Origin of the sequence: Salmonella sp. SAL00672 (assembly GCF_046552175.1) — a bacterium.
Taxonomy (GTDB): Bacteria; Pseudomonadota; Gammaproteobacteria; order Enterobacterales; family Enterobacteriaceae; genus Salmonella; species Salmonella enterica.
On record NZ_JBGDUQ010000001.1, the window covers coordinates 625542 to 643293 of the forward strand.

Annotated in this window: 13 protein-coding genes and 1 pseudogene; 4 read left to right on the forward strand and 10 right to left on the reverse strand. The window is 53.0% G+C overall.

Going from position 1 to position 17752, the window contains the following annotated elements; translation table 11 throughout:
• The 7 genes and pseudogenes from ACLJTG_RS03220 to narK all read right to left on the reverse strand — a co-directional run.
• Positions 1-80: pseudogene (locus tag ACLJTG_RS03220) on the reverse strand (hypothetical protein); the annotation flags it as partial.
• Between the two features lie 101 nt (positions 81-181).
• A complete protein-coding gene (locus ACLJTG_RS03225) occupies positions 182-1711 on the reverse strand; it encodes a tetratricopeptide repeat protein (RefSeq protein ID WP_001212711.1) in 1530 nt (509 codons plus the stop codon).
• 241 nt (positions 1712-1952) lie between these two features.
• Positions 1953-2630, reverse strand: a complete 678-nt coding sequence (gene narI, locus ACLJTG_RS03230; protein WP_000545594.1) for a respiratory nitrate reductase subunit gamma — start codon at positions 2628-2630, stop codon at positions 1953-1955.
• On the reverse strand, positions 2630-3340 hold the full coding sequence (gene narJ / locus ACLJTG_RS03235) for a nitrate reductase molybdenum cofactor assembly chaperone (RefSeq protein ID WP_000571667.1): 711 nt from the start codon (positions 3338-3340) through the stop codon (positions 2630-2632). The genes narI and narJ overlap by 1 nt, the downstream gene beginning before the upstream one ends.
• Complete coding sequence (narH, locus tag ACLJTG_RS03240) at positions 3337-4872, reverse strand: nitrate reductase subunit beta (protein WP_001525419.1); 1536 nt, start codon at positions 4870-4872, stop codon at positions 3337-3339. Before narH ends, narJ begins: the two co-directional genes overlap by 4 nt.
• Complete coding sequence (locus ACLJTG_RS03245; RefSeq protein WP_000032883.1) at positions 4869-8612, reverse strand: nitrate reductase subunit alpha; 3744 nt, start codon at positions 8610-8612, stop codon at positions 4869-4871. The genes narH and ACLJTG_RS03245 overlap by 4 nt, the downstream gene beginning before the upstream one ends.
• Before the next feature lie 387 nt (positions 8613-8999).
• Positions 9000-10397: a nitrate transporter NarK gene (gene narK, locus ACLJTG_RS03250; RefSeq protein ID WP_000019848.1), complete on the reverse strand. Its 1398-nt coding sequence runs from the start codon at positions 10395-10397 to the stop codon at positions 9000-9002.
• Between the two features lie 340 nt (positions 10398-10737).
• Here narK and narX point away from each other — a divergent pair, with 340 nt between their 5' ends.
• Positions 10738-12534: a nitrate/nitrite two-component system sensor histidine kinase NarX gene (gene narX, locus ACLJTG_RS03255; protein ID WP_000476244.1), complete on the forward strand. Its 1797-nt coding sequence runs from the start codon at positions 10738-10740 to the stop codon at positions 12532-12534.
• Entirely contained in the window at positions 12527-13177 is a 651-nt protein-coding gene (gene narL, locus ACLJTG_RS03260; RefSeq protein WP_001064598.1) for a two-component system response regulator NarL, read from the forward strand. The genes narX and narL overlap by 8 nt, the downstream gene beginning before the upstream one ends.
• Here the strand turns inward: narL and ACLJTG_RS03265 are convergent, their stop codons facing one another.
• Entirely contained in the window at positions 13178-14602 is a 1425-nt protein-coding gene (locus ACLJTG_RS03265) for a YchO/YchP family invasin (RefSeq protein ID WP_001116350.1), read from the reverse strand.
• Positions 14603-14778: 176 nt separating this feature from the next.
• Between ACLJTG_RS03265 and ACLJTG_RS03270 the strand changes: the two genes are divergently transcribed.
• On the forward strand, positions 14779-15132 hold the full coding sequence (locus ACLJTG_RS03270) for a DsrE/DsrF/TusD sulfur relay family protein (protein ID WP_001179794.1): 354 nt from the start codon (positions 14779-14781) through the stop codon (positions 15130-15132).
• A gap of 79 nt (positions 15133-15211) precedes the next feature.
• Here ACLJTG_RS03270 and chaB read toward each other — a convergent pair whose 3' ends face one another.
• On the reverse strand, positions 15212-15442 hold the full coding sequence (gene chaB, locus ACLJTG_RS03275) for a putative cation transport regulator ChaB (RefSeq protein ID WP_001146392.1): 231 nt from the start codon (positions 15440-15442) through the stop codon (positions 15212-15214).
• 266 nt (positions 15443-15708) lie between these two features.
• On the opposite strand from chaB, the gene chaA reads away from it, so the two are divergent.
• Positions 15709-16809: a sodium-potassium/proton antiporter ChaA gene (gene chaA, locus ACLJTG_RS03280; protein ID WP_000148418.1), complete on the forward strand. Its 1101-nt coding sequence runs from the start codon at positions 15709-15711 to the stop codon at positions 16807-16809.
• Between the two features lie 53 nt (positions 16810-16862).
• Here the strand turns inward: chaA and kdsA are convergent, their stop codons facing one another.
• Entirely contained in the window at positions 16863-17717 is an 855-nt protein-coding gene (gene kdsA, locus ACLJTG_RS03285) for a 3-deoxy-8-phosphooctulonate synthase (protein WP_254494010.1), read from the reverse strand.
• Positions 17718-17752 lie beyond the last annotated feature (35 nt).

The window sequence follows — 17752 nt, forward strand, 5'->3', positions numbered from 1 at the left end:
CGCAGCGAGAAAGCGTTGCCGCAGGCAACGACCCGAAGGGCGAAGCGCGCAGCGCTGAGTCATCCTTCCCCCACCACCATTACTTCATAAGGCACCAATTTCAAATCAATCAGCACTGCCCCGTATCCTTACCCCACAGGCAGACTGCACTCCATGGCGCCATGGCTTATTGGCTATCTTATCAATACTTCTTCCTGGCAATCTTTTTCGCCTCCTTTGATTGGTTGATTTTTCGCCTGATGAGATCAAAGGCGGCATATGTCTCGCTAAGTTGATCTGGGGTGAGCGTTCCCTTGAGTCGGTTTCTTTCGGCAATGAGCGCTGAACAATCATCCTTAGATTTTTCCGTATATATACTTGCCATGTAATACCAAATATAGGCCTGCTTATTATCTTTAGGCACACCCTGGCGCCCATGAGCATAAATTTCCCCAAGCGCTGATTGTGCCGGAGTAAACCCCTGCTCTGCCGCTTTGAGGTACCACTTCAGCGCATTCCGGCTATTTTCAGGCACGCCTCTTCCCGTGCTATATGCTACGCCAAGCTGATATTGCGCTTTCGCAAAATCCTGTTTTGCTGCTTTTCGATACCATGCGATAGCCTGTCTGTCGCTTTGCGCGACGCCGCGACCAAATGCAGACATGATGCCCAGATGCGTTTGCGCAGCAGGCAGCCCCTGGCGAGCGGCTTTGCGATACCACGCCAGCGCCTGTTGGTAGTCCTGAGAAACGCCCTCACCCTGCATAAACATCACGCCGATCGCATCCTGCGCCTCGGCCAATCCTTGCGCTGCAGCTCTGCGATACCACTCCAGCGCCAGGTTGTGATCTTTCAATAAGTGATAACCGTTGTAATACCATACGCCAAAATTGTACTGTACCTTTGCCATCACGCGTTGCGCTGTTTTTCGATACCACGTCTGAGAGTGAACCCGGTCAGCGGGATGCGCTTTATCATAGAGCGCATTCAGCGGAATGTGGCCTGGCGTATAGCTGCCTGGTATACCTTCATTAAGCCAGTAAACTGCCTGACGATAATCCTGAGGCACGCCTTCACCATAAAAATAGGCAACGCCAAGATAAAGTTGCGCGGGGTAGTACATATTTTCCGCCGCTTTACGCATCAAGATCGCCGTTTGCTGATAATCCTGAGGAACGCCCTGACCGTGGGCGTACATTACTCCAAGCTTAAATTGTGCTGACGAAGCTGAACCCTGTCCGCGGACAACGCCCGCATCATTGGTTGGAGAGGCGGCTTTTCGATACCACTCCAGCGCTAGCTGGGTATTTTGGGGAAACCCATCGCCATACATATAGGCGTCACCGAGAATTTCTTGCGTACTACTATCCCCTAGCTCTGCCGCCTTGCGATACCACTCCAGCGCTTTTTGTCGACTAAGTGGAAAATTTTCACCATAGTTGTAATGATAGCCAAGGATGAAATAGGAAAAATCCGAACCTTGTTTACCCGCTTTCTCCAGCCATTTTATGGCTAGTTTATAATCAGGCTTAACGTATCGCCCCTCCGCATACCAGCTTCCAAGCGAGAACTGCGCGCTTTCATCTCCTTGTTCCGCTTTTTGCTCTAATTCCTGAACGTACTGGCATTCTTCTGAGTCGGCGGGATAGCGCTCCTCGCAGACAGCAGCGTGAGCCATTTTTGAAATAAATATATTTAATATTATTATTTTGAAAATTGATGAAAAACGCATACAACTATCCTTATTGTCGTTTATGGCGTGATTATATGCTGCATCATCCTTTTTCTGCTTACAAAAAACTCGCACAGATGCTGAATAAACCCAAAAACAAAGAGTACGGATTCAGATGCCAGACATGGCAGACCCGCTGTAAACGAAACAAGGCGGCGGTCGATAAGGCATTTATGCCGCACTCCGGCAAACAGCCATAAAAAAACTCCGCCGAAGCGGAGTTTAGGGCATCGAGAGAAAATCAGTGACGTGCACGAACAATCTGGTATTTGCGGGTCAGATACTCGACCGGCACGCTCCAGATATGCACCAGGCGCGAGAATGGGAACAACAGGAACAGCGTCATCCCCAGTACCAAGTGCATACGGAAGATAAAGGCTACACCATCCAGATGTGCGGATGCGCCACCGTGGAAGGTCACAACTGACTGCGCCCACCCGACCAGCTTCATCATTTCACTCCCGTCCATATGCTGGGCGGAAAACGGAATGGTCAGCAGGCCCAGCGCGCACTGAATCACCAGCAGCGAGAGAATCAAAATATCGGCGCCGGTAGTGGTGGCGCGGACACGTGGGCTAAACAGACGACGCTTGAGCAGTAAAATACCGCCAACCAGTGTCAGCACGCCGCAGGCGCCGCCGGCAATCATCGCCATCTTCTGCTTCACGTCGACCGGCAGAAAAGCTTCATACATCCAGTGCGGCGTTAACATGCCCAGGAAGTGACCGGCGAAAATACCCAGAATCCCAATGTGGAACAGGTTTGACGCCAGGTTCATTCCTTTGCGATCCAGCATCTGACTGGAAGCCGCCCGCCAGGTGTACTGGCCGTAGTCGTAACGTAACCAGCTACCGATCAGAAATACCGATCCGGCAATGTACGGGTAGATATCAAAGAAGAACATATTCAGGAAGTGCATTAGTGCTGTCCTCCGGTGGTGATATTCAGATATTGCGGCGCCACGGCCCCGGCAAAACGACGCTGGTGAGCGGAGATTTCCGACTCGCCACACCCTTGATCGGCGAAGAATTTCACCTGCTCTTCTTCCCAGACCGCATCCAACGCCTGTGGGGTATCATCACGTGCTTCATTCGCAATTTTTTCAGCCACTTTGTCGCTGTCGATAACGGTATTCGCCAGTTTTAACAGCAGATCGAACAGCACCGCATAACGGCTGTCACGCTGTTGCAAACGTGCGCTGAGCAGCGCCAGAATCGGCGCGATATCCTGTAAACCCCCTAACGCTTCGCTTTTCGGCAACTGCGCAAGGTATTCCAGATACAGCGGCAGATGATCGGGAAGTTCGCGGCTGTCGAGCTGCAAACCGTGCTGTTCATACTGTGCCATCAGGTCAACCATCGCCTGACCGCGATCGCGGGATTCCCCGTGTACATGTTCAAACAGCAGCAGCGATGTGGCACGGCCACGGTCAAACAGTTCGCTATAAGCGGCCTGTACATCCAGCAGGTCCTGCGCGGTTAAATCGCGCAGGAAAACGCCCAGAGTCTGGGCATCCTCTTTATCCAGGTTCTCAGATGACGCGAGCGCATCGAACAACTCCTGCTGATGCTGCCACAGGGCAGCATCCGGGTACTCGAGCAGACGCGAAACAATGACGAGTTCAATCATGCGTGCGGCTCCGTTTTGCTGGTCACATCAACAGCGTCGATGCGGCGGCTGTTGAACAGATTGAATTTGGTATCAGACCCGTGGCAACCATCGCCGAAGGTAAAGCCACAACCGCTTTTCTCCGGGAATGCGTCACGCGCCAGTTCACGATGGCTGCTCGGCACCACAAAGCGATCTTCATAATTAGCAATTGCCAGGTAACGATACATTTCCTGCGCCTGGGCTTCGCTTAAACCCACCTCTTCCAGCGCGCGGGTATCCACTTTACCGTCTACGGTTTCCGCACGTTTGTAGTGACGCATCGCCAGCATCCGTTTCAGCGCCAACAGTACCGGCTGGGTGTCGCCAGCGGTCAACAGGTTCGCCAGGTACTGCACCGGGATACGCAGACTGTCTACATCCGGCAGAATACCGTTGCTGCCAAGTTCGCCCGCATCGGCGGCAGACTGAATCGGTGACAAAGGCGGTACGTACCAGACCATCGGTAGCGTGCGGTATTCCGGATGCAGCGGCAGCGCCAGCTTCCAGTCCATCGCCATTTTGTACACTGGCGATTGCTGCGCCGCATCGATCACGCTCTGCGGCACGCCGTCCTTCAGCGCCTGCTCAATGACAGCCGGATCGTTTGGATCGAGGAACACGTCCAGTTGACGCTGGTACAGATCTTTTTCGTTTTCCGTACTGGCAGCGCTTTCAATGGCATCGGCGTCATACAGCAGTACGCCAAGATAACGGATACGGCCAACACAGGTTTCCGAGCAAACAGTCGGCTGACCGGCTTCGATACGCGGGTAGCAGAAGATGCACTTCTCGGACTTGCCGCTCTTCCAGTTGAAGTAAATCTTCTTGTACGGGCAGCCGGTGATGCACATCCGCCAGCCGCGGCACTTGTCCTGGTCGATCAGCACGATGCCATCTTCTTCACGCTTGTAGATAGCACCGCTCGGGCAGGTCGCCACGCACGCCGGGTTAAGGCAGTGCTCGCACAGGCGCGGCAGGTACATCATGAAGGTGTTTTCGAACTGGCCGTACATCGCCTTCTGCATGTTTTCGAAGTTCTGGTCTTTGGCGCGTTTTTCGAATTCGCCACCCAGAATCTCTTCCCAGTTTGGCCCGCTGGTAATTTTGTCCATCCGCTGGCCGGTAATCAGCGAGCGCGGACGCGCGATCGGCTGATGTTTGCTTTCCGGCGCGGTGTGCAGATTCTGATAGTCGAAATCAAACGGCTCGTAGTAGTCATCCATACCCGGTAGATGCGGGTTAGCAAAGATTTTTCCCAGCAGCAGCGCACGGTTACCCATGCGCGGTTGCAGTTTACCGTTGATTTTACGGATCCAGCCGCCCTTCCATTTTTCCTGATTTTCCCAGTCATTCGGAAAACCAACGCCAGGCTTACTTTCTACGTTGTTGAACCACGCGTATTCCATACCTTCGCGACTGGTCCAGACGTTTTTACAGGTGACTGAACAGGTATGACAGCCGATGCACTTATCGAGATTCAGCACCATGCCGACTTGTGAACGAATTTTCATTTTACGCTCTCCTGTACCTGGTCATTGCCTTCGCCATCCAACCAGTTAATGTTCTTCATCTTACGTACCACCACAAACTCATCGCGGTTGGAGCCGACGGTGCCGTAGTAGTTAAAGCCGTAGGCTAACTGCGCATAGCCGCCGATCATATGGGTCGGTTTCGGCGTAATACGGGTCACCGAGTTATGAATACCGCCGCGCTGCTGGGTAATTTCCGACCCCGGCAGGTTTACGATACGTTCCTGCGCGTGGTACATCATGGTCATACCCGCCGGTACACGCTGGCTGACCACTGCGCGTGCGGTCAATGCGCCGTTGCTGTTGAAGACTTCGATCCAATCGTTATCTTCAATGCCCAGCTCTTTGGCGTCGGTTTCGCTCATCCATACAATCGGGCCGCCACGCGACAAGGTCAGCATCAACAGGTTATCGCTGTAGGTCGAGTGGATACCCCATTTCTGGTGCGGCGTCAGGAAGTTGAGCGCCTTCTCCGGATTACCGTTGGATTTACGCCCCATCACCGCTTTCACCGAGCGGGTGTCGATCGGTGGGCGATACACCAGCAGACTTTCGCCGAAGTCGCGCATCCACTGGTGATCCTGATACAACTGTTGACGACCAGACAGCGTACGCCACGGGATCAGCTCGTGAACGTTGGTATAACCGGCGTTATAAGAAACATGCTCATCTTCCAGACCAGACCAGGTCGGGCTGGAGATAATTTTGCGCGGCTGGGCCTGAATATCGCGGAAGCGGATTTTCTCTTCTTCTTTATTGGTTGCCAGATGCGTATGGTCGCGACCGGTAAACTCGCTCAGCGCCGCCCAGGCTTTCACCGCCACCTGACCGTTGGTTTCCGGCGCTAACGTCAGGATCATCTCTGCCGCGTCAATCGCCGTGTTGAGCATCGGCTGACCTTTCGCCGGACCGTCCGCTTTGGTGTAATTAAGCTTACGCAGCAAGTCCATTTCGCTCTGTGTGTTCCAGGCAATCCCTTTCCCGCCGTTGCCGATTTTCTCCATCAGCGGGCCGATAGAGGTAAAGCGTTCGTAAGTCGCCGGGTAATCGCGCTCAACGGTCATGATGTGCGGCGCGGTTTTCCCTGGAATCAGATCGCATTCGCCTTTTTTCCAGTCTTTCACGTCCAGCGGCTGCGCCAGTTCAGCGGCAGAATCGTGCTGGATCGGCAGCGTCACGACGTCAGTCTCTTTACCCAGGTGGCCTACACAGACTTCGGAGAATTTCTTCGCAATGCCTTTGTAGATTTCCCAGTCGCTTTTCGATTCCCAGGCCGGATCTACGGCGGCAGACAGCGGATGAATAAACGGATGCATATCCGAGGTATTCATATCGTCTTTTTCATACCAGGTGGCGGTCGGCAGTACGATATCGGAGTACAGGCAGGTGCTCGACAGGCGGAAGTCCAGCGTCACCACCAGATCCAGTTTGCCGTCCAGGCCATTGTCACGCCACTCCACTTCTTCCGGCTTCACACCGCCCTGTTTACCCAGATCCAGCCCCTGAATACCATGCTCAGTACCCAGCAGATATTTCAGCATATACTCGTGACCTTTACCGGAAGACCCAAGCAGGTTTGAACGCCAGATGAACAGGTTACGCGGGTGGTTTTTACCGTTTTCCGGCTGCTCGGCGGCAAAGCGAATCGAACCCTCTTTCAGGGATTTGACGGTATAATCTACCGGCGTCATACCGGCTTTTTCCGCTTCACGCGCAATATACAGCGGGTTAGTGCCTAACTGCGGCGCCGACGGCAACCAGCCCATACGCTCGGCGCGCACATTGAAGTCAATCAGATGGCCGCTATAGCGGGATTTGTCCGCCATCGGCGACAGTAATTCCTCGGCGGTCACCGTCTCGTAGCGCCACTGGCTGGAGTGGTTATAGAAGTAAGAGGTGCTATTCATGTGACGCGCCGGACGCTGCCAGTCAAGGGCAAACGCCAGCGGCTGCCAGCCGGTCTGCGGACGCAGTTTTTCCTGGCCGACGTAGTGCGCCCAGCCGCCGCCGCTCTGACCAACGCAACCACAGAACACCAACATATTGATCAGCCCGCGATAGTTCATATCGAGGTGATACCAGTGGTTCAGACCAGCGCCAACGATAATCATTGAACGTCCGTGCGTTTTATCCGCGTTATCGGCGAATTCCCGGGCGATACGGATGATCTGCGCCCGCGGCACGCCGGTGATCTGCTCGGCCCATGCTGGCGTATACGCTTTGGTATCATCATAACTGGCGGCACAATTTTCATCGTTCAGTCCGCGTTCCAGACCATAGTTCGCCATGGTCAGGTCATACACGGTGGTGACTAACGCTGAAGAACCATCGGCCAGTTGCAGACGTTTTGCCGGCAGTTTATGCAGCAGGACGTTATCCAGCGCCACATGATTAAAGTACTCTGAACCCTCGCCGCCGAAATACGGGAAGCCCACGTCAGCAATCTCATCCTGGCTGCCCAGCAAGCTGAGCTGCAATTCAGTTTCTGCACCGGTAGTCCCGTCGCGCTGTTCGAGGTTCCATTTGCCTTTTTCGCCCCAGCGGAAACCAATTGAACCGTTTGGCGCCACCATTTCACCGTTGCTGTTGATAGCGACGGTTTTCCATTCCGGGTTATTTTCCTGCCCCAGCGAATCAACGAGATCGGCAGCGCGCAACATACGACCTGCGGCATAATAACCATCACGCTCTTCAAGCATCACCAGCATTGGCATGTCGGTATAGCGACGGACATAATCGGTGAAGTACTGGCGCGGGTTGTCGAGGTGGAACTCGCGCAGCATGACGTGGCCCATCGCCAGCGCCATCGCCGCATCGGTCCCCTGCTTCGGCGCCAGCCACAGATCGCACAGTTTGGCGATTTCAGCATAGTCCGGCGTCACCGCGACGGTTTTAGTGCCTTTGTAACGTACTTCGGTAAAGAAGTGGGCATCCGGCGTACGGGTTTGCGGCACGTTAGAGCCCCAGGCGATAATATAGCTGGAGTTGTACCAGTCAGCGGATTCCGGCACGTCGGTCTGCTCGCCCCAGGTTTGCGGAGAGGCTGGCGGCAGGTCGCAGTACCAGTCGTAGAAGCTCAGGCAGGTACCGCCAATCAGTGAAAGATAACGTGCGCCGGAAGCGTAGGAAACCATCGACATCGCCGGAATGGGTGAGAAGCCCGCGACGCGGTCAGGACCATAGGTTTTCACGGTGTACACGTTGGAGGCGGCGATCAGCTCGTTCACTTCCTGCCATGAGGAGCGAACAAAGCCGCCACGACCACGCGCCTGTTTGAAGCTTTTGGCTTTATCGGCATCTTCAATAATGGAGGCCCATGCCTCTACCGGATCGCGATGCAGTTTTTTCGCCTCGCGCCACATCTTCATCAGACGTTTGCGCATCAGCGGATATTTCAGTCGGTTAGCGCTGTAGAGATACCAGGAGTAGCTTGCGCCGCGCGGGCAGCCGCGAGGTTCATGGTTTGGCATATCAGGACGGGTGCGCGGGTAATCGGTTTGCTGTGTTTCCCAGGTCACCAGACCATTTTTGACATAAATTTTCCAGCTACAAGAACCGGTGCAGTTCACCCCATGGGTTGAGCGCACAATTTTGTCATGCTGCCAACGTTGGCGGTATCCGTCCTCCCAGTCCCGGTTTGTTTCGAGAAGCTGGCCGTGCCCATCGGCAAAGGTTTCGCCCTTCTGCTTGAAGTAGCGAAACCGGTCCAGGAATTTACTCATCGGGTTTCTCCTGTGTGGAACCTTACGGCTCTCTGATAAATCGACATTGCTTAACTAAGGGCGAAGGTAACGCGCTGAATGGGCGTGAGAATTGATAACGATCAAGGCGGACAGGGATGCAAATGGCGCGCAAACCTCCTGCATACTCCTTTTGGAGGAGGAGTTTTATTTATATATATTACTGATTTAATTACATAAAATTAAATTTACGCACAAATTGAATGTTAAATTTTCAACAAGTGGGTATTAAGGGGTATCCCCCTGGATGACCGATAAAAATGTGCGTGGTCAGCCCTGTCGCGCCTCTCTTCTTGACTATAAGTATGTTGTAACTAAATACAGGTAAAAAAAAGCACGGTCTAACGCCGCGCAAAGGATAATCAAAAATTACTTTTTATTTTTAGAATGACGTCCATATACCGCCCAGGTAATAACGACGCAGGCGATATAGAAAATAAGAAAGACTTTCATCGCGCCGACTGGAGAACCAGTTAATGCTAAAGATGAACCAAACGCTTTCGGAATAAAAAAGCCGCCAATCGCGCCAATCGCGGAAATAAAGCCCAGCGCCGCCGCCGTATCGGTCGCCGCTTCACGCATGGCTCTTTCGTCCGACCCGCCTTCCGCTTTAACCCGGTCCATTGTCAGTTTACGGAAGATAACAGAGATCATCTGGAAGGTAGAACCACTCCCCAACCCAGCCGTCAGGAACAGCGCCAGAAATACCCCGTAGAACGCGATAAAGCTACCGCCAACGCCGCCAGTAGGTAATGTCAGGAACAGCAGACCGCTGAAAATCGCCATCAGGACAAAGTTGATAAGCGTGACGCGAGTCCCCCCCAGACGGTCAGAAATTGCGCCGCCTGCCGAACGCGCCAGCGCGCCGATAAACGGACCGAAAAACGCATAATGCAGGATCTGCACATCCGGGAATTGCGTTTTAGACAGCATAGCGAACCCCGCGGAGAAACCGATAAACGATCCGAAGGTCGCCAGATACAGCAGACTCATGATCCACAGATGACCACGTTTGAGCACCGGCAGTTGCTCTTTTAGCGAGGCCTTAGACGTCGCCAGTTCGTTCATGCCGAACCACGCCGCCAGCGTAAAAATGGCCAGGAAAGGCACCCAAATCCAGGCTGCGTTCGCCAGATAGAGCTGAGAACCGTCCGGCTGCTCTACACCGTGGCTGCCAAAGGCGGCAAAGATAGAGAGCGAAACCACCAGCGGCGCAACCAGCTGCATCACGCTCACGCCCATATTGCCCAGACCGCCGTTCAGACCCAGCGCGCCGCCCTGCTTTTGTTTAGGAAAGAAAAAGCTGATGTTCGCCATACTGGAGGCAAAGTTCGCGCCGGCAAAACCACACAGCAAGGAAATAATAATGAAAGTGCTAAAGGGCGTACTGGTATCCTGAACGGCAAAGCCTAACCATACGCAAGGCACGATGAGGATACCGGTACTGAACGCTGTCCAGCGACGTCCGCCAAATAGCGGCACCATAAAGGAGTAAGGCACCCGTAGCAGCGCGCCGGAAACAGATGGCAGCGCAGTCAACATAAAGAGCTGATCGGTCGTAAAATTAAATCCCACTTTCGGCAGGTTCACCGCCACTGCGCTGAATAGCATCCAGACGCAAAACGCCAGCAGTAAACACGGGACAGAAATCCACAAATTACGGCTGGCGACACGATGGCCGCGCTGCTGCCAGAATGCCGGATCTTCCGGACGCCATTCCGTGATAACAGCGCCAGTTGCCCTTTCCGGGGCGGATGAGTGACTCATAGACACCTCTGATTCTTGATTTGATGTCTGCCACATTAGGGTTTACTGCCGAAGGTAAGTTGATATAAATCAAAGGAAAAGTCGTCATCACCGGCGACTAAAAAGCGTTATTACCCTTAATGAGTAGGCTATTTTGGTAAAAAAGCTGTGGTTTTTCACCATGCTGTGTCTGTCTACTCCTTCCCGTCGCAGATACCTCTTTACGGCGGCAATTAAGGAGTAACTCGTTATAGGTATGGGTATACTCCGCTGTATCGTTGAGAATAGCGGCACAGCCGATTGACGCCCCTCTTTTTTGCTACGTTTTTTCGGCGACATTACCCCGAAGAAAGAAGGTAACATGTTTAAACGGTGTTTCTCTCCTCTTACGCTGGTTAACCAACTGGCGCTGATTGTCATGCTCTCTACCGCTATCGGCGTGGCGGGGATGGCGGTTTCCGGCTGGCTGGTTCAGGGCGTGCAGGGTAGCGCTCATGCGATTAATAAAGCGGGCTCATTGCGTATGCAAAGCTATCGACTACTGGCCGCTGTCCCGCTGGATGCTAAAGATCAAAAGCTGCTGGATGAGATGGAGCAAACGGCATTCAGCCCGGAACTGACCCGCGCCGCTGAGCGAGACGGGCAGCAGAAGCAGCTTAAAGCGTTGCAGGATTACTGGCATAACGAACTCTCGCCAGGGCTACAGCACGCGCAAAACGCGCACGCGGTCGCAGAAGATGTCACGCGCTTTGTGGCGGGCCTGGATCGCCTGGTGACGTCGTTCGACCATACGACTGAATTGCGTATCGAACGCGTGGTATTAGTTCACCGGGTAATGGCGATCTTTATGGCGCTATTGCTGGTATTTACGATTATCTGGCTACGTGTTCGCCTTTTGCAGCCCTGGAAACAGTTGTTATCAATGGCGCGCGCCGTCAGTCAGCGCGACTTTACCCAACGTGCCAATATCAGTGGACGCAATGAGATGGCCGCGTTGGGTTCTGCGCTCAATAATATGTCTGAAGAACTGGCCGAAAGTTATGCGGTACTGGAACAGCGCGTACAGGAAAAAACAGCCGGTCTGGAACATAAAAACCAGATTCTCTCGTTTTTGTGGCAAGCCAACCGCCGACTGCATTCACAGGCCCCGCTATGTGAACGTCTTTCACCGGTACTGAATGGCCTGCAAAATTTAACCCAGTTGCATGATATTGAGCTGCGGGTCTATGACCTGGAAGATGAAGATAATCACCAGGAATTTACCTGTCAGTCGGACATCAGTTGCGATGATAAAGGCTGCCACCTTTGCCCACGTAGCGCCCTGCCGATGATTAACGGCGGCACCACCTTAAAATGGCGGCTCACCGACTCTCACACCCAATACGGTATTTTGCTGGCGACGCTGCCCTATGGACGCCATCTCAGCCACGATCAGCAACAGTTGGTGGACACGCTGGTTGAACAGCTTACCGCGACTCTGGCGCTCGACAGGCATCAGGAGCGCCAGCAGCAGTTGATTGTCATGGAAGAGCGTGCCACCATTGCCCGCGAACTGCATGATTCTATTGCCCAGTCGCTCTCTTGTATGAAGATGCAGGTGAGCTGCCTGCAAATGCAGGGCGACGTGTTACCGGAAAGCAGCCGTGAGTTACTCAGCCAAATTCGCAATGAGCTGAACTGCTCCTGGGCGCAACTGCGCGAACTGTTAACCACTTTCCGCTTACAGTTGACGGAACCCGGGCTACGTCCGGCGCTGGAAGCAAGCTGCCAGGAGTTCAGCGCCCGGTTTGGCTTTACGGTAAAACTGGATTATCAGCTTCCCCCCCGCCTGGTGCCTTCACACCAGGCGATACACCTGTTGCAAATTGCCAGGGAAGCCCTCAGCAACGCCCTTAAACACTCTCATGCCGACGATGTGGTGGTGACAGTGACGCAATGTGGCAAACAGGTCAAACTAAAAGTGCAGGATAATGGCTGCGGTGTCCCGGAAAACGCCGAACGCAGTAATCACTACGGCATGATCATCATGCGCGATCGGGCGCAAAGTTTGCGCGGCGATTGCCAGGTACGCCGACGCGAGACTGGCGGAACAGAGGTCACTGTTACTTTTATTCCAGAAACAAACTTCACAGAAACCCAGGGAGATACCCATGAATAATCAGGAACCGGCAACCATCCTGTTAATCGATGACCATCCGATGCTACGCACGGGTGTAAAGCAGCTTGTGAGTATGGCGCCCGATATCAGCGTGGTCGGAGAAGCCAGCAACGGTGAGCAGGGTATTGACCTGGCGGAATCGCTCGATCCCGATCTGATCCTCCTTGATTTGAATATGCCGGGAATGAATGGTCTCGAAACGCTGGATAAATTACGCGAAAAAGCGCTGTCAGGACGTATTGTCGTTTTCAGCGTATCCAACCATGAAGAAGATGTCGTCACGGCGCTAAAGCGCGGCGCGGATGGTTATCTGTTGAAAGACATGGAGCCGGAGGACTTGCTCAAAGCGTTACAACAGGCCGCCGCCGGCGAAATGGTATTAAGTGAAGCGTTAACGCCGGTACTGGCGGCCAGCCTGCGGGCCAACCGCGCCACCACCGATCGCGATGTAACGCAACTCACCCCGCGTGAGCGCGATATTCTGAAGCTCATCGCGCAGGGATTGCCGAATAAGATGATTGCCCGGCGTCTGGATATCACCGAAAGTACGGTCAAAGTGCACGTGAAACATATGCTCAAGAAAATGAAGCTGAAATCGCGCGTGGAGGCCGCCGTCTGGGTACATCAGGAACGCATCTTTTAATTATTGCTCCTGGAACGGTTGCCAATGCGGATTATCGTCCGGCATCGTGATAAACGGTTCAGTCAGCGCGAGCGTGATCTCATTGGAAGAGACACGCTGACCTTTTTCATCCTCAACCACCACCGATAAACGCCAGCGATTTGCCGCGCCTTCGCGGTGATCCCAGGCCGGCATAATGATTGTCCAGCCCTCGGTACTGCGGGTGTCCGTTCCTGCCGTCAAACTTAAGGCCTGTGTATCGCCTTGCCAGCTCAAATGACGAATACCGTGCACGCTGCGCACCTGCAATTTTAACGCAACCGTCTCACCAGGCGTAAGATCCCAGGGCGGCGTCGCCAGAAAAACCGTTAACGTTTTACGCTGCCGATACTCCATTGTCGGCAGCGAGTTACGTTGCGGCGTATCATAGCGGCTACCGCGTAATGACTGGCTTTGCGCCACTTCACTGGCGGCAAGCTGCTTTTTGAGCGGCACGCCGAAGCGGTAGTTAAGCGTCAGCCCCAGGTTATTTTGACTGACCCCGCTCTCGCCCTGTTTGTGCTGGGCGGTCATGGTAAGCAAAGGTACTGGCGTATAGTTGAGACCCAGTTTTAACGCGACAGGATTGTGATACCCCGTTCCGGAGTCAAACAGATCCACGCTATCGCCAAAGTACTGCTCCAGACTAACGCTGGTATTGATATGCTGGTAAAACGGCAGGCGCATTTGCGCGTTGATATCATATCCGCGCGCCATTCGCTGTTCTAAGGTCGCCGTATGCGTCTGCCAGTCGGCAAAAGGCTGATAATAGTTGGCGGATAAACGCAAATATTCTCCCCACGCCTCCGCGCCAAAGCCGGCGCGCTGTAGATTTTCATCCAGCAGATTATCGTAAAAGGTATTATAGCCAAGAAGCCAGCCATCCTGCGCCCAGCGCTGTCCTACGCCAATGTTGCTTACCAGTCCGTCAGTCTGTTGCGTAAGACCAAGCTGGCTCCAGGTCAGATAGCGCTGTTTATCCTGTAAAGGGATAAACCAGCTTCCGCGACTGCCGTTAAAATGACCTTCGTTATCGACGTTAATATCCACGCTGGCGCTGCCCCAGGCTGATAGCCAGCTTTCAAGCTGCTGGTTAACCTGCTCGCTGACCACATCGCGTACCTGTCCGAAAGCGAATTGCCGCGCCTGTTCACCAGTATCCAGATCGTTATTTTTCATGCTGGCTTCGCCAAACGCTTTGGCCATCTCGGCAAAATGCTTTTCCCCTTCGTGGGATTCCGGCATCATGCCTAAATCCGGCAGACGGTTTTGCGTGAAAGGATCTTGCGCCTGCGCACGGATCGTACCGCTGGCAGCCAGCAAGAGAAGCGAGAGTGAGAATGAACGAAAAACAATACGGCTCAACGTGTCGGCAACTTCTACAACAAAAGATAAGAGGAATGGCATCAGAGTAAACCATAACGTGTCCGGACAGGTTTTGCAGCCTTTTCTCGTGCTTCCAGGAATATCCTTATTTTTTCCGCAGAGCGTCCCGGGATTTTATCCACGCATTTGGCGGTACCCGGTTCCCGAGGTAACATAACGCCATTGCCGACAAAATTTCTCAAGGAGAAGGGTTATCCATGCAAAATATCGTCATTATCGCTAACGGCGCCGCCTACGGCAGCGAATCATTATTTAATAGCCTGCGTCTGGCCATTGCGCTGCGCGAGCAGGAAAGCCATCTCGATTTACGCCTGTTTTTGATGTCAGATGCCGTAACCGCAGGGTTACGCGGTCAAAAACCAGCCGAAGGCTACAATATTCAGCAAATGCTGGAAATTCTGACCGCGCAAAACGTACCGGTAAAATTATGCAAAACCTGTGCGGACGGACGTGGTATCACTCCCCTGCCGCTGATTGACGGTGTGGAAATCGGAACGCTGGTCGAGCTGGCGCAATGGACGCTGGCGGCGGACAAAGTGCTGACATTTTAAATCTGTACGCGGGAAAAGCTCCCGCGTCAGGATAGACTTCCAGCAAGAAAATCAGGCTAACACGCGAGTAATACCGCGTTTATTTTTTCTTATGCCATTTATCATCCTCGCCTTTTTCATAATCGTTTTTAACCGCCGCCCAGGCGACTTTGTGTGCGGTTTCCTCGCGGCTGGCGTCATCACGACGATCGGCTTTATCTTTATATTGCTCCCAGGCGCTATTAAAGGCTTCTTTGTAAATGTCCTGGGCATGGGCTGGAAGAACATTCCGCACATTATCGGGTAAATCACTTTTGGCTTTATACGGCATCCGCACCTCCGTCTTCAGGGAAAACATTAAGTGTGGTAAACAATGCGTTATTACGCCAGTCGAGGAGGATTTTTGCTTTTTACGGAAATTAACTTTTTGTTATTTAAACACTGTTAAAACAAGATCGTTGTTTTACTGACCTTGAAAGAAAAAAATCGTCTACGCCGTAAAACTACGTAAAAAACCACTAAAAAAATACAAATTTCTGCTATTTTTACCTTCTCTACTCTTTCCAAAATATTAACACCTGCACAAGGGAGACCCTCATGACGCATGCCTGTGAGGCGGTGAAAACCCGCCATAAGGAGACTTCGCTTATTTTCCCGGTTCTTGCGCTGGTAGTGCTGTTCCTTTGGGGAAGCAGCCAGTCACTACCAGTGGTTATTGGCATCAATATCCTTGCACTTATTGGTATTTTAAGCAGCGCATTTAGCGTGGTCCGTCATGCCGATGTATTAGCGCACCGACTCGGCGAACCCTACGGATCGCTTATTTTAAGCCTGTCCGTCGTTATTCTTGAGGTGAGTTTAATTTCAGCGCTGATGGCTACCGGCGATGCTGCGCCAACGCTTATGCGCGATACGCTCTACTCTATTATTATGATTGTCACCGGGGGACTGGTCGGTTTCTCGTTGTTGTTGGGCGGGCGTAAATTCGCAACGCAATATATGAATTTATTTGGGATTAAGCAGTATCTTATCGCGCTGTTTCCGCTGGCGATTATTGTGCTGGTTTTTCCAATGGCATTGCCGCAAGCCAATTTCTCTACCGGTCAGGCATTATTGGTCGCGTTAATTTCCGCCGCGATGTACGGCGTATTTTTGTTGATTCAAACCAAAACGCACCAGAGCTTATTTATCTATGAACATGAAGATGAAGGCGATGATGACAATCCACACCACGGTAAACCCTCCGCGCACAGTAGCGGTTGGCATACGGTCTGGTTACTCATTCATTTAATTGCGGTCATTGCCGTTACCAAAATGAATGCCAGCCCGCTGGAGGCGTTGCTGACCAGCATGAACGCCCCGGTCGCCTTTACCGGTTTCCTGGTCGCGCTGTTAATTCTCTCGCCGGAAGGACTGGGCGCGCTGAAGGCGGTACTGAATAATCAGGTTCAGCGGGCAATGAATCTGTTCTTCGGCTCGGTGTTGGCGACGATTTCATTAACCGTGCCGGTCGTCACGCTCATCGCCTGGGCGACAGGTAATGATCTGGTATTTGGTTTAGGCGCGCCGGAAATGGTAGTGATGGTGGCCTCGTTAGTGCTGTGCCATATTTCGTTCTCTACCGGACGCACCAACGTGCTAAACGGCGCGGCGCATCTGGCTTTATTTGCCGCCTATCTGATGACGATTTTTGCCTGATATAAAAAAGCCGGATAGTATCTTATCCGGCCTACACAAGCTAAAAACCGCAATCAGTTCTCGGTATCCAGCTCGTCGAAGCTTTTCACCAAATCATCAATCGCTTTTATCTGGGTCAGGAGCTGCTCCAGTTTCGCCAGCGGCAGCGCGGAAGGACCGTCGCACTTCGCGTTAGCCGGATCCGGATGCGACTCCAGGAACAGGCCCGCCAGACCGACAGCCATACCGGCGCGCGCCAGCTCGGTCACCTGACCACGACGACCACCAGAGGCGGCGCCAAATGGGTCGCGGCATTGCAGCGCGTGGGTGACGTCGAAAATCACCGGCGAGTTGCCGGAGACCTTTTTCATCACGCTAAAGCCCAGCATATCCACCACCAGGTTGTCATAACCGAAGTTCGCGCCGCGATCGCACAGAATCACCTTATCGTTACCACCCTCATGGAACTTATCCACGATATTGCCCATCTGACCCGGGCTTACGAACTGCGGCTTTTTCACGTTAATCACAGCGCCGGTTTTCGCCATCGCTTCCACCAGGTCGGTCTGGCGCGCCAGAAACGCCGGGAGCTGAATCACGTCAACCACATCAGCAACAGGCTGCGCCTGGCTGGCTTCATGGACGTCAGTGATCACTTTTACGCCAAATGTCTGCTTGAGTTCCTGGAAGATTTTCATCCCTTCTTCCAGACCCGGCCCACGGTAAGAGTGAATAGAGGAACGGTTGGCTTTATCAAAAGAGGCCTTGAACACGTAAGGAATACCCAGCTTCTGGGTAACGGTTACGTAGTGCTCACAAATGCGCATTGCCAGATCGCGTGACTCCAGCACGTTCATACCGCCAAACAGCACAAACGGCAGGTCATTTGCCACCTTAATGTCGCCAATGTTAACCACTTTTTGTTTCATAGGATCGCCTTACACTTATAGGTAAAATGTCGGTT